This is a genomic window from Rhizobacter sp. P2_D12 (genome assembly GCF_056404395.1).
The window spans coordinates 46,533-64,548 of record NZ_JBFUEB010000009.1; the positions used below are offsets into that span (position 1 = coordinate 46,533).

General features: G+C 69.6%; 15 protein-coding genes. 7 read left to right on the top strand and 8 right to left on the bottom strand.

The annotated features are described in order from the left end of the window. Positions 1 to 3 precede the first annotated feature (3 nt). The 3 genes from AC1DYN_RS04595 (at position 4) to AC1DYN_RS04605 (ending at position 3,645) form a co-directional block, all read left to right on the top strand. The gene (locus AC1DYN_RS04595) at positions 4 to 192 is read left to right on the top strand and encodes a hypothetical protein (protein ID WP_477957930.1); all 189 of its coding nucleotides are present in this window, start codon (positions 4 to 6) and stop codon (positions 190 to 192) included. Positions 193 to 409: 217 nt separating this feature from the next. Then, positions 410 to 2,509 carry a TonB-dependent receptor family protein gene (locus tag AC1DYN_RS04600; RefSeq protein WP_477957931.1) on the top strand — a complete coding sequence of 700 codons (2,100 nt, stop codon included), beginning with the start codon at positions 410 to 412 and terminating at the stop codon, positions 2,507 to 2,509. A gap of 59 nt (positions 2,510 to 2,568) precedes the next feature. Beyond that, the gene (locus AC1DYN_RS04605) at positions 2,569 to 3,645 is read left to right on the top strand and encodes a PepSY-associated TM helix domain-containing protein (RefSeq protein WP_477957965.1); all 1,077 of its coding nucleotides are present in this window, start codon (positions 2,569 to 2,571) and stop codon (positions 3,643 to 3,645) included. A gap of 73 nt (positions 3,646 to 3,718) precedes the next feature. Here the strand turns inward: AC1DYN_RS04605 and AC1DYN_RS04610 are convergent, their stop codons facing one another. The 5 genes from AC1DYN_RS04610 to AC1DYN_RS04630 form a co-directional block, all read right to left on the bottom strand. Then, the gene (locus tag AC1DYN_RS04610) at positions 3,719 to 4,858 is read right to left on the bottom strand and encodes an acyltransferase family protein (RefSeq protein WP_477957932.1); all 1,140 of its coding nucleotides are present in this window, start codon (positions 4,856 to 4,858) and stop codon (positions 3,719 to 3,721) included. Positions 4,859 to 4,953: 95 nt separating this feature from the next. After that, a complete protein-coding gene (locus AC1DYN_RS04615; protein WP_477957933.1) occupies positions 4,954 to 6,072 on the bottom strand; it encodes an ABC transporter ATP-binding protein in 1,119 nt (372 codons plus the stop codon). 13 nt (positions 6,073 to 6,085) lie between these two features. After that, entirely contained in the window at positions 6,086 to 6,913 is an 828-nt protein-coding gene (locus AC1DYN_RS04620) for a carbohydrate ABC transporter permease (RefSeq protein ID WP_477957934.1), read from the bottom strand. Then, positions 6,910 to 7,824, bottom strand: a complete 915-nt coding sequence (locus AC1DYN_RS04625; protein WP_477957935.1) for a carbohydrate ABC transporter permease — start codon at positions 7,822 to 7,824, stop codon at positions 6,910 to 6,912. Before AC1DYN_RS04625 ends, AC1DYN_RS04620 begins: the two co-directional genes overlap by 4 nt. Before the next feature lie 10 nt (positions 7,825 to 7,834). Continuing rightward, positions 7,835 to 9,085 carry an ABC transporter substrate-binding protein gene (locus AC1DYN_RS04630; RefSeq protein ID WP_477957936.1) on the bottom strand — a complete coding sequence of 417 codons (1,251 nt, stop codon included), beginning with the start codon at positions 9,083 to 9,085 and terminating at the stop codon, positions 7,835 to 7,837. Between the two features lie 264 nt (positions 9,086 to 9,349). Here AC1DYN_RS04630 and AC1DYN_RS04635 point away from each other — a divergent pair, with 264 nt between their 5' ends. From AC1DYN_RS04635 to AC1DYN_RS04650, 4 genes are all read left to right on the top strand, one after another. Next, entirely contained in the window at positions 9,350 to 10,582 is a 1,233-nt protein-coding gene (locus AC1DYN_RS04635; protein WP_477957966.1) for an ABC transporter substrate-binding protein, read from the top strand. Further along, complete coding sequence (locus tag AC1DYN_RS04640) at positions 10,579 to 11,310, top strand: response regulator (protein ID WP_477957937.1); 732 nt, start codon at positions 10,579 to 10,581, stop codon at positions 11,308 to 11,310. The genes AC1DYN_RS04635 and AC1DYN_RS04640 overlap by 4 nt, the downstream gene beginning before the upstream one ends. Further along, the gene (locus AC1DYN_RS04645) at positions 11,303 to 12,760 is read left to right on the top strand and encodes an ATP-binding protein (RefSeq protein WP_477957938.1); all 1,458 of its coding nucleotides are present in this window, start codon (positions 11,303 to 11,305) and stop codon (positions 12,758 to 12,760) included. Before AC1DYN_RS04640 ends, AC1DYN_RS04645 begins: the two co-directional genes overlap by 8 nt. 220 nt (positions 12,761 to 12,980) lie before the next feature. Continuing rightward, positions 12,981 to 14,348 (top strand): MATE family efflux transporter, encoded by a 1,368-nt coding sequence (locus AC1DYN_RS04650; protein ID WP_477957939.1) that lies wholly within the window; start codon positions 12,981 to 12,983, stop codon positions 14,346 to 14,348. A 7-nt stretch (positions 14,349 to 14,355) separates the two neighbouring features. Here AC1DYN_RS04650 and AC1DYN_RS04655 read toward each other — a convergent pair whose 3' ends face one another. The 3 genes from AC1DYN_RS04655 to AC1DYN_RS04665 form a co-directional block, all read right to left on the bottom strand. Continuing rightward, positions 14,356 to 15,717, bottom strand: a complete 1,362-nt coding sequence (locus tag AC1DYN_RS04655; RefSeq protein WP_477957940.1) for a type II toxin-antitoxin system HipA family toxin — start codon at positions 15,715 to 15,717, stop codon at positions 14,356 to 14,358. Beyond that, complete coding sequence (locus tag AC1DYN_RS04660) at positions 15,707 to 16,015, bottom strand: helix-turn-helix domain-containing protein (protein ID WP_477957941.1); 309 nt, start codon at positions 16,013 to 16,015, stop codon at positions 15,707 to 15,709. Before AC1DYN_RS04660 ends, AC1DYN_RS04655 begins: the two co-directional genes overlap by 11 nt. Positions 16,016 to 16,138: 123 nt before the next feature. Beyond that, on the bottom strand, positions 16,139 to 17,956 hold the full coding sequence (locus AC1DYN_RS04665) for an RICIN domain-containing protein (RefSeq protein ID WP_477957942.1): 1,818 nt from the start codon (positions 17,954 to 17,956) through the stop codon (positions 16,139 to 16,141). Between the last annotated feature and the right edge of the window lie 60 nt (positions 17,957 to 18,016).

Sequence of the window (18,016 nt, forward strand, 5' to 3'; positions counted from 1 at the left end):
CGCATGCAATCCGACCGCCGTGAGGACCGCAGCCAACCCGCCCCGCCCACCGCACCTCGCACGCCGGCGCAGGGCCTGCCACCGCGGCCACCTGCCGCCGGCACGTCGACGCTGCGCTGGCACGGCGCGAGCCCCGATGCGCGCCACGAGACACGCCTCGTGGCCGATCAGTCGGTGATCGCCGGCGGCTGAGCCCGGCAGACTCCAGGCGGCGCCCTGCCGCCTGAAGGTGCCGCGAAAGGCCGGCTTCTCCCGCCGGCTCGCGGGCCCATTTATCATCCGGCGACGGCGCAAGCCGTCGATCGTTTTTCCCATCGCCAGCCAACGCTTTCCCGCATGGACCGCCGTCCGTGCCGTGGGCAGCCCCGCCAGCACTTGCGCCCTCGCAGGGCTCCCGGAGTACCCACCCATGACACCCCACACGCTGGCCGCGGCCGTCGCCGCCGTCATCGCGACGTTTTCCGCAGGCGCCCGCGCGCAAGCCCAGGCCGACGCGCCGCCCGCCCCCACCGACACCACCAACACCACCGCCACGCTCGAGTCCGTGCAGGTCAACGGCAACTGGCTCGGCAGCGGGCTGCAGAACAGCATCAAGAGCTTCGCCGGCGCACGCAGCATCGTGAAGAAGGACGAGATCGACGCCACCGGCGCGCTGGCCATCGGCGACGTGATGCGGCGCATCCCCGGCCTGCAGTCGACCGAGAACTCGGGCTCGGCCGGCAGCGCGATCTCGCTGAACATCGGCGTGCGCGGCCTGACCGGGCGCTACTCGCCGCGCTCCACCGTGCTGCTCGACGGCATCCCGCTCGCGGTCGCGCCCTATGGCCAGCCGCAGCTGTCGTTCGCGCCGGTGAGCCTGGCCAACATCGACTCGGTCGACGTGGTGCGCGGCGGCGGTGCGGTGCGCTACGGGCCGCAGAACGTCGGCGGCATCGTCAACTTCAACACCCGCCCGGTGCCGGCCTCCGAGACGTTGGGCGGCGACGCCTCCGTGCGCCGCAACGAATTCGGCGAGGGCGGCGGCGGCAACACGCAATACAGCCTGTTCCTCGGCCGGCAGCTCGACAACGGCCTGGGCCTGGCGCTGCTGTACTCGGGCCTGGACGGCCGCGAATGGCGTGCCGGCAGCGACGAGAAGGTCAACGACCTGGCGCTCAAGTTCCGCCAGGGCCTGGCCGGCGGTGCCGAGGTCTACGGCAAGCTGTCGTACTACGACGTCACGTCGCGCACGCCCGGTGGCCTGACGGTCGCGCAGTACGACGCCGACCCGTTCCAGAACACCCGCCCCACCGACTACTGGAGCGGCGTGCGCAAGGGCGTCGACCTCGGCTACCTGGACACGCTGTCGGCCACGCAGGAAGTCGAGGTGCGCCTCTACTACAACGAAAGCGCGCGCGCCAGCGTGCTGACCAATGCGGCCGGCACGATCCTCACGCACCAGCCGCGCAACTACCGCGTGCTGGGCATCGAGCCGCGCTACACGCAGCGCCTGCTGTCCGGCGCGGTCGCGCACGACGTGACGGTGGGCTACCGGTTCATCCGCGAGCGCGGCGACGACAACAGCTTCACCGAGACGCTCGCGAGCGGCGCCGTCAGCCCGACGCTCAGCTTCGAGAACGCCACCGACGCGCATGCCGTCTACGTCGACGACCGCATCGCGATCGGCAGCTGGCGCATCACGCCCGGCGTGCGCTTCGAGCACATCGGCAGCACGCGCGACGACATCGCCAACAACGCCAGCTTCGACACCGACAACGACAAGACCCTGCCCTCGCTGAACGTCGCCTACCTGCTGACGCCGGACCTGACGCTGTTCGGCAACTACAACACCTCGTTCGGCCCGGTGCAGAACATCCAGCTGAACTCGCAGACGCCGGCCAACCCGCTGAAGCCGGAAGTGGCCAGGACCTTCGAACTCGGCACGCGCTGGAAGACCGCAGAACTGAACGCCGAGCTGACCGCCTTCCGGCTGCGCTTCGACAACCAGATCCAGCAGGTGGCCGGCGTCACGCCCGCGACCTTCCAGAACATCGGTGCGACGAAGCACGACGGCATCGAGGCCGCGATCGACTACCGCTTCAAGACCGGCACGCTGGCCGGCCTGAACCTGTTCGCGAACTACACGCACACCAAGGCGCTGCAGGACTCGGGCCCGACCGCCGGCAACGACGTGCCGTTCTACTCGCGCGACACCGACAGCTTCGGCGTGCGCTACCTGCTGGGCGACTGGGGCTTCAACCTGTCGACCACGCACCAGGGCGGCCAGTACTCCGACAACGCGAACACCGAGGCCGAGGCGGCCAATGCGGGCGTGGGCCGCATCCCCGGCTACCGGCTGTGGAATGCGCAGCTCGGCTGGAAACTGCCGACCGCGACGCCGATCGACCTGAAGCTGGGCGTCAACAACCTGGCCGACAAGCGCTACTACACGCGCAACATCGACGGCAACCTCGGCCGCATGGTGGGCGCGCCGCGCACCACCTACGTCCAAGGGCGCGTGGCGTTTTGAAGGCCGGCCGCGCGAATCGCCAGGGCGCGCGCCGCGTGTGGCTGCGCGTGCACCGCTGGATGGCGCTCAGCGTCGGCTGGGTGCTGGGTGTCGTCGGGCTGCTGGGCGCGGTCCTGGTGGTCGCGCAGCCGCTCGACCGCTGGGGACACCCCGAGCTGTTCCGCGCGGCGCCGGCCGCGGCCGACGCCACGGCGGCCGCGCCGCTCGAACCGATTCGGCAACGCCTGGTCGCCGAATTCGGCGCGTCCAGCACCCTCACCTTCCGCCCGCCGCGCGAGCCGCAGGACACGCTGTGGGTGCTGGTGCGCGGCCCGCGCTGGAGCGGCACGGTCTACGTCGATCCGGCCAGCGGCACCGAACAGGGCCGGCGCGCCGAGAGCGAAGGCTTCGTCGGCCTCACGTTCAAGGTGCACAGCTCGCTGCTGCTGCAGGACACCGGCAAGGCGCTGCTCGCCTGGCTGGCGCTCGGCTACCTGGCGATGCTGCTGACCGGCCTGGTGTTGTGGTGGCCGCGTCGCTGGCCGCCGTCATGGCGCATCGTGCTGGACCAGGGCCTGCTGCGCGGGCTGTTCGATCTGCACCGCACCGGCGGCGTGCTGATGGGGCTGGTGATCGCGGTGTCGGTCGCGAGCGGCGCGTACATGGCGTGGCGTCCACTCGGCGTCTTCGTCAGCGCGTTGAGCGGTGCGACGCCGGTGCTGCCGCCGGCCGTCCCGAAGCTGGCGGACGACACAGCGGCGATCACGCTCGACGAGATGGCCGCGCGTGCCCAGGCCCGCTTTCCGAACGACGCCATCGGCTATATCCAGGTGCCGGGCGACGCGAAGCGGCCGCTGCGCGTGCGCATGCGCCTGCTCGACGATCCGCACCCGAACGGCCTGACGTCGGTGTGGCTGCATCCGCGCAGCGGCGCAGTGCTGGCGGTGCAGCGCTGGAGCGAGCTCGATCCGGGCGCGCGCGCCGTGGCCTGGGTCTACCCGCTGCACGTCGGCGAACTCGGCGGCCTCGCGCAGCAGGTGCTGGTCTTCGCCAGCGGCCTCGCGCTGGGCGGGCTCGCCTTCACCGGCGTGTGGCTGTGGTGGCGCCGCCGCCGGCCGCCGCTGTCGAAGCCCGCACCACCAGCCGGGGCTCGATGACGACGACCGAGGGCTGCAGCTCGCGCATGAAGCCGATTCGGCTTGTCCCTGCGCTACCGCTGAACGCCGGCGCTCAGGCCAGCGCCGAGGCCTTGGCCCGCGCGCCGATGCGCGCGGCCAGCCGCTTGCCCATCGCGATGCCGGGGTTCTCGACCGCGATGTGCAGCAGCCAGGCGCCCAGCAGCGCCAGCGGCAGGCTGATGGCGATCAGCAGCACGATGTAGAGGCCGCGGTCGCGCAGCTGCAGGGCCTCGATCAGCACCCAGGCGGTCCCGAAGACCGCAATCATGTGCACGCAGTAGAAGCCGTACGAGATGTGGCCCAGCCACTTGATCGTGCGGCTCTCCAGCGCCGCGAGCACGTGCTGGCCGAAGGCGCCGAGCCGGCCTTCGATCGAGAAGAACACCAGCATCCACATCAGCACCGCGACGCCGATCGGCCCGTGGATGAAGGCGCAGGCGGCCAGCAGCGCCAGCATCAGCACGGCCTGGCCGGTGCCGACCGGGGCCTCGCCCGGCGTCGACATCTGCACGTGCAAGCGGTACGACACGTAGCCGATGAAGAACATGTACAGCGTGGCCGGCAGGAACGACGGCTGGTGGAAACGCAGCGCCGCCAGCGACAGCAGCAGCGCGCCGGCCGTCGCCGTCCAGACGTTCAGGCGGAATTTGCCGGCAATCGCGACCAGCAGCGGCGCCGCCAGGTAAAACTGCCATTCGAGCGTCAGGCTCCAGGCCTGCCCCATGAAGGCGAACGAGGTGGCCGGCAGCAGCCGCTCGGGCACGATGCCGTGCAGCAGCACGACGTGCAGACCCAGGTGGGTCCAGAAGTTCTCCTTCGCCGCCAGCAGGTAGCCGATGCGCTCGTCGGTGCGCAGGCCGGCCCACGGGACGTCGCGCAGCACCTCGATCGACAGGTCGACGATGGCCACGCTGCCCACCAGGCACACCAGGTAGACCGGGAACAACCGGAACGCGCGGCGCACCAGGTAGCTGGAGATGCGGCCATCGCGCGAGCCGAGCAGCGTGGCCGTGATCACGAAGCCGCTGATGATGATGAAGACGCCGACCGCGAACTCGCCGTTGGCCAGCACCCAGCCCCACCCCTCGGTCTTCTGGAAAGGCAAGGTCGCCATGGTCGTCACATGGGTCACCCAGACCCACAGGGCCATGATGCCGCGCACCCCTTCGAGGCCGGGAATCTGCTTGTTCATCGCGTGCACGCTCCGTTATCCGACAGCCTGCGGCGGCCGTCCATCGGGCTCGCGTGCATTTGCCGTGCCCGATCCGGCGATCGGCACACGAACGGTCACATCTGCGCGGCGCGGCGGCGGTGGGCCTGGCCGTCGGCGTCGAAGACGTGCAAGGCCTCGACCGGTGCACACCAGCGGGCACGGTCGCCGACGCGCACCTTCGTCAGCGCGCTGCCGCGCAGCACCAGCTCCTCGCCGCCGTCGGTGCGCATGTAGACCAGGTGCGATTCGCCGAGCTGCTCGACCAGCACCACCTCGCCGTCGAAGCGCACGCCCTCGCCGGCCAGGCCGGCCTCTTCGGCGCCGACCGGCCGCAGGTGCTCGGGCCGCACGCCGATCTCCACCGCCTGGCCGACGCGCAGCCCGCCCGCTTCGACGTCGGCACGCGCCTGCGCGCCGCGCGCCAGCGACAGCAGCACGCCGCCATCGAGCGCCGCCACCGTGGCCGGCAGCAGGTTGATCGCCGGTGAGCCGATGAAGGTCGCGACGAAGCGGTTGGCCGGCTGCTCGTACAGCTCGACCGGCGTGCCGGCCTGCTGCACGCGGCCCTCGTGCATCACGACGATCTTGTCGCCCAGCGTCATCGCCTCGACCTGGTCGTGCGTCACGTACACCATGGTCGCCTTCAGCTCGCGGTGCAGGCGCGCCAGCTCGACGCGCGTCTTCACGCGCAGCGACGCGTCGAGGTTGGACAGCGGCTCGTCGAACAGGAAGAGCTTCGGGTCGCGCACGATCGCGCGGCCGATCGCGACGCGCTGGCGCTGCCCGCCCGACAGCTCGCGCGGCAGGCGCTGCAGCAGGTGGTCGATGTGCAGCGCGCGCGCGGCGGCCTCGATGCGCCGCTTGCGCTCGGCGCGGTCGGCCCCGTGCAGCTTCAGCCCGAAGGCCATGTTGTCGAACACGCTCATGTGCGGGTACAGCGCATAGCTCTGGAACACCATCGCGATGCCGCGCTGCGCCGGCGGCAGGTGGTTGACCACCTGGCCGTCGATGGCGAGCTCGCCGCCGGAGATCTCCTCCAGGCCGCACATCATGCGCAGCAGCGTGGTCTTGCCGCAGCCGCTCGGGCCGACCAGCACGACGAACTCGCCGTCGGCGATGTGCAGGTCGACGCCCTGCAGCACGACGGTGTCGCCGTAGCGCTTGGAGACGTTGGTGAGGGTGACTTGGGTCATGGGGTCGGGGGATTCATTTCACGGCACCGGCGGTGATGCCGCGGATCAGCTGGCGCGACAGCAACGCATAGACCACCAGCACCGGCAGCACCGCCAGCGACAGCGCCGCCAGCACCGCGTTCCAGTCGGTCGCGAACTGCCCGATGAACTGCTGCACGCCCAGCGTCAGCGTCTGCGTGGCCTCGGACGGCGCGAGGATGAGCGGGAACCACAGGTCGTTCCAGATCGGCACCATCGTGAACACGCCCACCGTGGCCACCGCCGGGCGCACCAGCGGCAGGATGATGCGCAGGAAGATGGTGTATTCGCTGACGCCGTCGCAGCGCGCCGCGTCCTTCAGCTCGCCCGGCACCTGGCGGATGAACTCCGACAGGATCAGGATCGCCAGCGGCAGCCCCTGCGCCACGTACACCAGCACCAGCGCGGTCAGCGTGTTGACCAGGTCCAGCGCCACCATGGTCTGCAGGATCGACACCGAGCCGAGCCGGATCGGCACCATGATGCCGAACGCGAGGAACAGCGCCAGCAGCCGGTTGCCCGGGAAGCGGTACTCGGTCAGCGCCCACGCGGCCATCGCGCCGAGCAGCAGGATCAGCACCAGCGAGCAGCCGGTGACGACGACGCTGTTGAAGAACATGCCGCCGATCGCCGCATTGCCCAGCACCTTGGCGTAGCCGACCACGCTCCAGGTGGCGGCGGTCGGCAGCCCGAGCGGGTCGTCGAAGATCGCGCGCCGCGTCTTGAACGAATTGACGAGCACCAGCACGATCGGAAACAGCACCAGCAGCGAATAGCCGCCGAGCGTGGCGTGCACGAAGAGGGACCTCAGCCAGCGGTTCACAGCGCGAACCTCCGCAGCCGCCGCTGCACCACGAACAGGTAGAGCGCGACGCCGGCCAGGATCACCAGGAACATCAGCGTCGCCAGTGCCGCGCCCATGGTCGCGCTGCCCGGCTGCGACTGGTAGCCGAAGAAGGTGCGGTAGAACAACGTGCCCAGCAGGTCGGTCGAGAAATTGGGCCCGGCCGAGGCGCCCTTCACCGCGTACACCAGGTCGAAGGCGTTGAAGTTGCCGACGAAGGTGAGGATGTTGACCAGGCCCAGCGTCGGCAGGATCAGCGGCAGCCGGATGGCCCAGAAGATGCGCCACGGGCCGGCGCCCTCGACCACCGCGGCCTCGACGATGTCTTCGGGGATCGCGATCAGTGCCGCGTAGATCAGCATCATCGGGATGCCGACGAACTGCCACACCGACATCAGCGTCAGCGTCGGCAGCGCCGTCTCCTCCATGCCCAGCCACGGGCTGAACAGCTGCTGCAGGCCGACGAAGGACAGCAGCTTCTCGCTGACGCCCCACAGCGGCGACAGGATCAGCTGCCAGCTGAAGCCGATGATCACCACCGACAGCAGCGTCGGCAGGAACAGCACGGTGCGGTAGGCCGCCGCGCCGCGCACGCCGCGCAGCGACAGCAGCGCCGCCAGCACCAGGGCCACCGGGTTCTGCACCAGCGAATGGATGACGAAGAACTCGACGTTGTTGACCATCGCGTTGCGGAAGGCCTCGAACCACTGCGCGTCGAACAGCAGCGTGCGGAAGTTCTGCAGCCCGACGAACGACACCGCGCCGTCGGGCCCGGTGCCGTAGGCCGACAGGCGCAGCGTGTCCAGCAGCGGCAAGGCGCTGAACAGCGTGTAGACCAGCACGGCCGGTGCCAGGAACACCGGCACGTGCCATCCGAGGCTCTTCTTCATCGGTGCCGGATCAACGTTGCTGGGGCGCGTACCACTTGGCGAAGCCGCTCTGGATGCGCTGTGCCGCGTCCTTCGGTGCCAGCTTGCCGTTCAGCACCTGCGAGTTGACGGTCCACAGCTCGTTCTCCATGCTCGGCTCGCCGCGGCTCATCACCTGCGCATTCAGCCGGATGGTCGACTTGCACTGCGCGCGCCAGCCGATCATCTGCCGCGCCACCGGGTCCTTCACGTCCACCGCGTGCTTGGCCAGCGAGAAGAAGCCGGTCGCCTTGTTGGTGTACAGCTCGGCAAACTCCTTGGACGCGAGCCAGGCCAGGAACACCTTGGCATCGGCCTGGTTCTTGCCGGCCTTGTTGATGCCCATGCCGATGTCGGTGTGGTCGGAGATGTAGCAGGCGTCGCCGGCCTTGCGCACCGGCGGTGCGAAGGCGCCGAAGTCGAAGCCGGGTTCCTTCTCGAAGTACGCGATGTCCCACGAGCCGGTCGGGTAGATCGCGGCCTTGCCCGAGGCGAACAGGTTCTGCGAGTCGCCGTAGGTCTCGGCCTGGTAGCCCTTGGGCAGGTAGGCCGACCACTTGGCCATCGTCGTCCAGACGTCGACGAACTCCGGGTCGGTGAACTTCTTCTTGCCGGCGATCAGCGCGCGGCGGCCTTCCTCGCCCTTCCAGTAGTTGGGGCCGATGCCGGTGAAGACGATCTGGCTGGTCTCCCACTGGTCGGCGGTGCCGAGCGCGATCGGCGCGACCTTGCCCTGCGCCTTGATCTTGTCGAGCACCGCGAAGAACTCGGCCTCGGTGGCCGGCGGCGTGACGCCGGCGTCGGCGAAGATCTTCTTGTTGTAGAAGAAGCCGTGGATCACCGAGGCCATCGGCATGCAGTAGGTGTCCTTGCCGTCGTCGGTCTGCCAGGCCACCTTGGCCGAGTCGGGGAAGTTCGCGAGGCCGGGTTCGCCGTCGAGCTTGGCCAGGCGCCCCTTCTTGTACAGGTCGAGCGCGACGTCGAACGGGCGGCAGGTGATCAGGTCGCCGGCGCTGCCGGCGGCCAGGCGCGCGCTGAGCACCGAGTTGTACTCGGGCGGCGAGGTCGGCGAGTACTTGACGGTGATGCCGGGGTGGGCCTTCGTGAAGGCCGGCAGCAGCACCTCGTCCCACAGCGCCTTGTCGTCGGTGCGCCAGCTTTCGATGACCAGGGTGCCGGCCTGGGCCGAGGCGGCACAGGCCAGGGCGGCGCAGGCGAGCGCGGTGCGAAGGGGTCGTGTCATGTTCAGTCTCCTTTGGGTGTCCAGGCGGGGCGCAAGGTACCATCGGGCGCCGTGTGACACGAGAGGCTGCGCCAGGCCCGGTCATGTGCGCGCAAGTGCTTGTCATTCCAGGGATTTCCGCCAATGAGGCGATGCTCCGAGCTCACCGTTCCTTACGCTGCGCCGCGCCCTGCCGCAGGTGGCGCGAAGGGCCGTGCTGCCTCGCGCGCCTTACACAACATTGCAATTCGTCGGATTTCGACAGGCGCCGCGCCGCTGTTGGCGATGCTGCTGGTGGCGCTGTGGGGTGCGCCGGCGCGCGCGCAGACGCTGGACGTGCTGCACTGGTGGACATCGGTGGGCGAGCGCCGTGCGGTCGAGCAGCTGGTGCAGCAGCTGGACAAGCGCGGCATCGCGTGGAACGACGCGGCCATCCCCGGTGGCGGCGGCAGCGGCGCGATGAAGGTGCTGAACAGCCGCGTGCTGGCACGCGACCCGCCCGACGTGGCGCAGGTGATCGGGCGCACGCTGGCCGACTGGTCCGACCTCGGGCTGGTGCTGCCGCTGGACGAGGTGGCGCTGCGCAACCGCTGGGGCGCCTCGCTGTTCCCGGTGGTGCAGCGCGTGATCACGCACCGCGGCCGCATCGTCGCCGCGCCGCTGGGCGTGCACCGCATCAACGGGCTGCTCTACAACCAGCGCGTCTGGGCGCGGCTGAAGCTGCCGGTGCCCAAGACCTGGGACGAGGTCGAGCAGACCGCCGCCACGCTGCGCCGCGCCGGCATCGCGCCGTTCGCCTGGAGCGACGAGCCGTGGCAGATCGCCACCGTGTTCGAGACGCTGCTGCTGTCCGAGGGCGGGCCGGCGCTGTATGCCGAGCTGGCCGCCACGCAGCGCTGGCAGGCCTGGCAGGATCCGCGCGTCGCGAAGGCGTTGGCACGGCTGCGCTGGCTGCGCAAGCTGAATGGCGAGACCGCGATCGAGCAGCGCTGGACCGCGTCGACGCGCCAGCTCTACCTGGGCGAGGCCGGCATGCTGATCATGGGCGACTGGGCGCGCGGCGAGCTGAGCGCCTGGGATGCGCAGGCCGGCCGCGACTACGGCTGCACCGTGGTGCCGGGCACGGCCGGCATGCACCTGTACAGCATCGACACGCTGGCGATGCTGGTCGGCAAGCGCGAGCGCAAGGCCGAGCAGGAGCGCATGGCCGAGGTGGTGGTGTCGCCGGCCGCGCAGCTCGCGTACAACCAGGCCAAGGGCTCGGTGCCGGTGCGCGACGACATCGACCCGGCCCAGCTCGACGAGTGCGCGCGCGACTCGTGGCAGACGCTCAAGCGCAGCGACAGCCCGCAGTTGCCGAGCATCGCCCACCGCATGGCCGCCGACGAGGCGACCAAGGATGCGCTCGCCGATGCGCTGCACCGTTTCGTCAAGGACCCCGGCATCACGCCCGAACGCGCGCAGGAGCGGCTGGTGGCGCTGATCCGCAGTGCGGCCCGATCACCATCTTCACCATGAACCTTGCCCGCAAACGCACCATCCTCGCCGTCGATGACGACCAGAAGACCCGGCAGTTGCTGAAGCTGTACCTGGAGAAGCACCAGTACGTGGTGCAGCTGGCATCCGACGGCGCGAGTTTCCGCAGCGGTTTCGAGCGCTACCGCGACGACCTGAGCCTGGTGATCCTGGACGTGATGCTGCCCGACACCGACGGCTTCGCGCTGTGCCAGATGGTGCGCCAGCGCGCGCCGGCGCTGCCGATCATCATGCTGACGGCGAGCGCCGACGACACCGAGCGCATCGTCGGGCTGGAGCTCGGCGCCGACGACTACATCGGCAAGCCCTACAACCCACGCGAGCTGCTGGCGCGCATCAAGGCGATCCACCGGCGGGCCGGCCAGGGCGAAGGCGGCGGCACGCCGCGCTACCTGCGCTTCGCGGGCTTCCGGCTCGACCGGCTGGAGCGCACGCTGACCGCGCCCGATGGGCAGCCGGTGGTACTGACCGCGATGGATTTCGACCTGCTGCGCCTGCTGGCCGAACACGCCGGCGAGGTGATGGAACGGGCGCGGCTGATGGAGCAGACGCGCGGGCGCGACCTCGGGCCGGCGGACCGTTCGCTGGACGTGCAGGTGAGCCGGYTGCGCCAGCGGCTGGGCGACGACGGCAAGCAGCCGGCGCTGATCAAGACGGTGCGCAGCAGCGGCTACGTGTTCTCGGTCGAGGTGCTCGCGAGCCATGACTGACTGGCGTGCCTGGGCGCAGCGGCTGCTGCCGCACACGCTGCGCGGCCGCATCATGCTCGTGATGGTGGCGGGGGTGTTGCTGAGCCAGCTGCTGGGCACGTCGCTGTGGGCCTGGCAGCTGCGCGCCGGGGCCTTGCGCGATGCGAGCGATGCCGCGGCGCAGACGGCGCAGAGCGCGGCCGGTGCGATCCGCTTCTTCCGCGACCTGCCACCGCAGTACCGGCCGCTGCTGATCGAGCAGTTGCGCACGATGGGCGGCACGCGCTTCTTCGTCAACGTGAACCGCGCGCGCGTGCCGACGGGTGCGTTCGCGCCGTCGCGGCTGTCGGAGACGGTGGTGCGCAGCGTGCGCGAGCGGCTGCTGGTGCAGCTGGGAGACACCACGTCGTTCGAGGTGGCGTTTGCGTGGCCGGACACGCTGGCGGTGGCCGACGACGGGCGCACGCTGAACGAACTGCCGGAGAGCTGGGTCGAGGCATCCTTGTTGCGGCGGGCGCGGCCGGCACCGCTGCTGGTGATCCAGGCCGAGATCGAACCGGGTGGCTGGCTGTTGCTGGCCACCACGCTGCCCGATCCGTATTTTCTGGACAACGCGAACCCGTTGACGAGCGACCGGCTGGCGCTGCAGGGGGCGACGCTGGTGACGGTGCTGCTGCTGGTGCTGGCGGTGGCGCGCAGCCTGACGCGCCCCTTGTCGCGGCTGGCGCAGGCGGCCAGCGAGTTCGGCAACGCGATGCACCCGAACCAGGTGCCCGAGACCGGCACCATCGAGCTGCGCCGCACGGCGCGGGCCTTCAACGAGATGCAGGCGCGCATACAGCGTTTCGTCGAGGACCGCGAGCGGCTGTTCGGCAGCATCTCGCACGACCTGAAGACGCCGATCATGCGGTTGAAGCTGCGCACCGAGCTGCTGGACGACGATGCGGTGCGGGCCGATTTCCATGAAGACCTGGACGAGCTGGACATCATGGTGAAGGGGGCGCTGCAGAGCGTGAAGGACAGCGACGTGCACGAGAACCTGGCCGAGGTGCGGCTGGACCGGCTGGTCGAGCGGCTGACGTCGGCGGCGCTGGCCTCGGGCGCGAAGATCGCGGTGTCGCTGCCGCCGATCGCGGTGACGGGCCGGCCGCTGGCCTTGAAGCGCGCGCTGGGCAACCTGATCGACAACGGGCTGCGCTACGGGCGCGAGATCGAGATCGGGGCCGAGCTGGGGGATGGCAAGTGTTCGGTGCTGGTGCGCGACCATGGGCCGGGCTTGCCGGAGGATTCGCTGGAGGAGATCTTCGAGCCTTACGTCCGGCTGGAGCATGGCCGGCAGATGCATGCGGACGGATCCGGGCTGGGCTTGTCCATTGCGCGCCGCATTGCGCGCGAGCATGGCGGGGATGTTCGCTTGCGCAACCATCCGGATGGCGGACTGGTTGCGGCCTTGAGCCTCCCTGCCGGGTGACTTTCGGCGATCGGCGCGGGCAAAGGCGCGGGCGGAGATCCCGGATTGCCATCCGGGCTACGGGCAACTTGTAGCCCGGATGCCAATCCGGGGCAACGCCGCCGCAGCGTTTGGCCGACCAGGCAACGCGCCGGGGAACTGGCTTTGCCAGGCCCCTGGCGTGGCGCCCCTTGGGGGCAGGAGCGAAGCGACTGGGGGGGCCCTATATGATCCCGACCCCATGAACCGTCCATCCATCGCGACCGACACCCGCCCCCTGTGGCGCGTCTTCCTCGCCTTCCTCGGGCCGATGATCGTCGGCAACGTGCTGCAGGGCCTGTCCGGCACCTTCAACGCCGTCTTCGTCGGCCAGATGCTCGGCACGCGCGCCCTCGCCGCCACCGCCGCCGTCTTCCCGATCGTGTTCTTCTTCATCACCCTCGTCATCGGCATCGGTGCCGGYGGCTCGGTGCTGATCGGCCAGGCCTGGGGCGCCCGGGAGACGCACAAGGTCAAGGCCATCGCCGGCACCGCGATCACGCTCGGCTTCCTGCTCGGCCTGTTCATCGCCGTCTTCGGCGGCGTCTTCACCGAACACGTGCTGCATGCCCTCGGCACCCCGGCCGACGTCGTCGACGATGCCATCGGCTATGCACGGCTGATGATGTTCGCGATGCCGGGCCTGATGGTGTTCATCCTGATCACGCAGCTGCTGCGCGGCGTCGGCGACACCGTGACGCCGCTCTACGCGCTGCTGCTGTCCACCATCGTCTCCTGCATCATGACGCCCGCCTTCATCCGCGGCTGGGGCGGGCTGCCGCAGCTGGGCGTCACCAGCGCCGCCGCGGCGTCCATCCTGTCGTTCATCGCCGCCCTGCTCTACATGGGCGTGCACCTGCGCCGCACGAACCACGCGCTGTCGCCCGACCGCGAACTGCTGCACTCGCTGAAGATCCAGCCGCAGCTGCTGAAGCTGGTGCTGAAGATCGGCATGCCCACCGGCATCCAGATGGTCGTCATCTCGCTGGCCGAGATCGCGCTGCTCGCCCTCGTCAACCGCTTCGGCTCCGACGCCACCGCCGCCTACGGCGCCGTCAACCAGGTCGTCAACTACGTGCAGTTCCCGGCGCTGTCGATCGCGATCACCGCATCCATCCTCGGCGCCCAGGCCATCGGCGCCGGCCGCACCGACAAGCTCGGGCCGATCACGCGCACCGGCATCGTGCTCAACCTCGTCATCACCGGCACGCTGGTCGTCATCGGCTACCTGTTCTCGCGCCACCTGATGGCCTTGTTCATCACCAGCCAGCCGGTCATCGAACTCGCGCAGTCGCTGCTTCACATCATGCTGTGGAGCAGCGTCGTGTTCGGCTGCGCCTCGGTGGTCAGCGGCGTCATGCGCGCCTCGGGCACGGTGCTGGTGCCGATGTCGATTTCGATCTTCTGCATCGTCGCGATCGAGGTGCCCGCCGCCTACGGCCTGTCGCAACGCATCGGCATCGAAGGCGTCTGGTGGGCCTACCCGATCGCCTTCGTGTCGATGCTGATGCTGCAGTCGGCGTTCTACCGGCTGGTGTGGCGCAAGTCGAAGATCGAGCGGCTCGTCTAGGGCCGGCTCACACCGCACGCTTCGCGACCGACTGCACCATCGGGTGCGCATGGAAATGCGCCAGCAGGCGCGACTTCTGCACCGCCGTCAGCGGCGCAGCCTGCACCAGGTCCGGCCAGCGCCGGAACGCCGCCCGCACCGCCTCCCGGATCGCGGCGGCAGCCGGCTTCTCCGGGATGCGCAGCGCGCCGCAGAACGCCCGCACCACTGCCGGCGACAGCTGCTGCTGCCGCAGCCGCCCGCCAGTCGACGCCAGCGCTGCCGGCAGCAACGCCAGTGCATGGCCCTGGTGGCGGCTGTAGGCCGCATAGGCCACCACGTCATAGGCCGGCGCGAAACGCGGCGCCACGCCGTCCGGATAAACCAGGCCCATGTTCTTCAGGTGCATGTCGGGATTGCCCAGCATCTCGTTGACGACCAGGCGACGCAGCAGCTCGTGCACCGCTGCCTCGCCCAGGCTGTCGAAGCCGAGCAGCACAGCCGCGACATCGAGGTAGCTGCGCGCCGCATCGCCCGGCGTGCCGCCGTACTTGTCCTCCGGCATCACGCCCAACACCTGCGCGAAATCCTCGTTGTGGATGCGGCCCGCAGGGCTGCGGTCGAAGCGGCGTACGGCCAGGAAGCGCGTCTGCGGATCGCTCTCGCCCAGGTCATAGCCGTGCAGCACCGCCAGCTTCGACAACGGCTCCAGCCAGGCCTCGCACACCTCGACACCCGCCGCAGCCGCCAACCGCAGCGACAGATCTTCCACCTCCGGCAGCAGCGGCTGCGCCACCACCGGGAGCTTGGCGATGATGTGCGTGTCGTGGTCGCGCGTGCGGGCCACGTAGCGATCGCCATCGAGGATCGCGCCCACCTTGGGCTGCACGCCCGACAGCGACACGCCGTCTTCCAGCGGATCGGCCGTGACCGACATCTCCAGCGCGTCCTGGTGCTGCGTCACGTAGCGCGCCAGCTCGTCGCGCGACAACGCCACCGGCAGCGCGTACAGGTTGCCGGGCAAGTCGCGGCCGCAGGCTGCCAGCATCTCGAAATGATCGCGCGGATCGCAGCCGCGCAGTTCGGCCACGCGGTCGCGGAACACGCCCTCGGGCAGCAGGTTCTGGAAGAAGGCCGGCAACAGCCAGCCGTTGCGGCTGGAGTGGCGTCCGTTGAAGTCCACCGAACGCACATCACGCCAGAAGGCCTGCTGTTGCACAGGCGAGTCGGCGAGCCAGGCGGTCGACACCGTGGGCTGCGGCGCCGACTGCACAAAGGCCTCGTCGGCCACGAAACGCGTGACGACCGTGTCGGCCGCCAACTCGTATCGGAACAACACGCCGATGCGGCGCCGCTCGCCCAGCAGAATCGCCAGCGCCTCAACGTTCATCGCCGCCGCGCGGACGCACCGCCTCCAACGCCGCGGCCACCCGCGACTTGACCTGCGGCAGCGCCGTCTGCCCCGCGTCCACCGCCACCGCAGCCCCCTTGGGCACCAACAGCAATTCCAGCCCCAATCGGTCGGCCAGCGCCACCAGGGTGCTGAACTTGAAGTCCTCCGTGCCGCTGAGCACATTGGTCAAGGTCCGCTGCGACACGCCGGCCTGGGCCCGCAACTCGGCCTGCGTCAAACCGACAGCCACCAGTGACGAACGCAGCACACCGGCAACTTCCTTCGAGGTATTCATGGCAATGAAGTGCTATTGATGCAAGATAGACTACTTCATTGCCACCTTCCGCGCAAGAAAAATGGCACCAAAGTGCCATTTTTTCATTTTTGACTACTTTGATGCCATCTCGCCCAGTGCTGGTCAGCGTTGGTAGACCCGCACCCAGTCGACGTCCATGCGCTGCGGGAAGGTCGTGGCAGCGTTCGGCGCGCCCGGCCAGTTGCCGCCCACTGCGACGTTCAGCAGGATGTGGAAGCGCTTGTCGAACGGTGCGGGGAAGGCACCGCCGCTGGACCACCATTGCGTCTGCGTGTTGTACAGCGTGCCGTCGACGTAGTGCCGGATCACGCCCGGCTCCCATTCCACCGCGTAGGTGTGGAAGTTGGTCAGGATGCTGCTGGACGGCACGAAAGACTTGCCGGAGTTGGTGTTGTTCGGCCACGAACCGCCGTAGTGCAGCGTGCCGTACACGGTGTTGCCGCCCGACGCGCCGGCGTTCACCGCCTCCAGGATGTCGATCTCGCCGCTGGCCGCCCAGCCGCCGTAGACACCGTCGGACGGCAGCATCCAGAACGCCGGCCACAGGCCCTGCCCGCCCGGCAGCTTGATGCGCGCTTCCATGCGGCCATACAGCCAGTCGCCCTTGTTCAGCGTGCGCAGCCGCGCCGACGTGTAGTCGCGGCAGCCGTCGGTCGAGCAGTAGCGCTCCTTCAGCGCCTTGATGCTCAGCACGCCGTTGGCGACCGACGCGTTCTCGGGCCGCGCGGTGTAGTACTGCAGCTCGTTGTTGCCGCCGCCCCCGCCGTTCACCTCGAAGCCCCACTTTCTGCTGTCGATCGCGCTGCCGTCGAACTCGTCCTGCCACACCAGGCGCCAGCCGGCCGGCGGCTGGGCCGGCGGCGGCGTGGTGGTGTCGCCCGCGCCGGCCGAGAACGCCCAGCGCTGGTTGGCCTGGTTGCCGCCGCAATCCCATTGCTGCAGCTTGCCGCCGGCGGCGGTGCTCCACTCGGCCACGTCCAGGCACTTGTTGCTGTGGCGCGCGACGACCTGGTAGCCGTCGGGCGTCGCATTGACCAGGAAGCGCTGGTTGTCGCCCGCGGTGTCGGTCCACTGCGTCAGCGTGGCGCCGTTGGCGGTCGAGACGCCGGCGATGTCGAGCGACTGGTGCGTCTGCGCGTTCGAGAAGCGGTAGCTGCCGCCCTGGTCGGGCAGCACGTCGAACTTCTGCGTGGCCGCGCCGGTGCAGGCGGCCTGGATCGCGCGCGCACCGGCGGCGGCCGTGCTGCCGCCCTCGATGTCGACGCACAGGTGCGAATGGTTGGAGCTGATCGTGTATTGGCCCACCGGCAGCGTGCCGCGCCCGGTGCTGGCCAGCGGGTAGAAGTGGAACTGCTGTGCGCCGCTCGCGTTGCAGCTCCACTGCTGGATGACGGCGCCGTCGTTCAGCGAGGCAGCAGCGACGTCGACGCACTTGTTGCTGTTGACGTTGGTCAGCACGTAGCGGTTGCCCTGCGTGCGCTCGATGCGAAAGCGCTGTGCGTTGGTGCCGTTGTCGGTCCACTGCTGCACCTTGGCGCCGTCGGCGGTGGAGGCCGCGTTGACGTCGACCGCCTTGCCGCTGCCCACGTTGACCAGCTTGTAGACGCCGGCCGCCGTCTGCGAGACGTCGAAGGCCTGCGCCATGTTCGAGTTGCAGCCGACCTGCTGGATGACTGCGCCGTCGGCGGTGCTGGCCGCCGCGACGTCGACACACTTGCCGCTCAACGCATTGACGATCACGTAGCGGCCCACCGGCAGCGTCGCGGTCGAGATGCCGGCGGCGGCTTCGCGCCCGGACTCCTTGGCCGCGCTGGACGTGGAACCGGTTTCATCGCCACCGCTGCCGCAGGCGGTGACAAAGGCTGCCGTGGCGATCGCCAGCGGCAACAGGACCAGTACGTGCTGGCGTTGCTTTTTCATTGGGTTCTCCCCCTGTTGAATGCCGCGGATTCTGGTGGCGTGCCCGCGCGGCGCAAATGG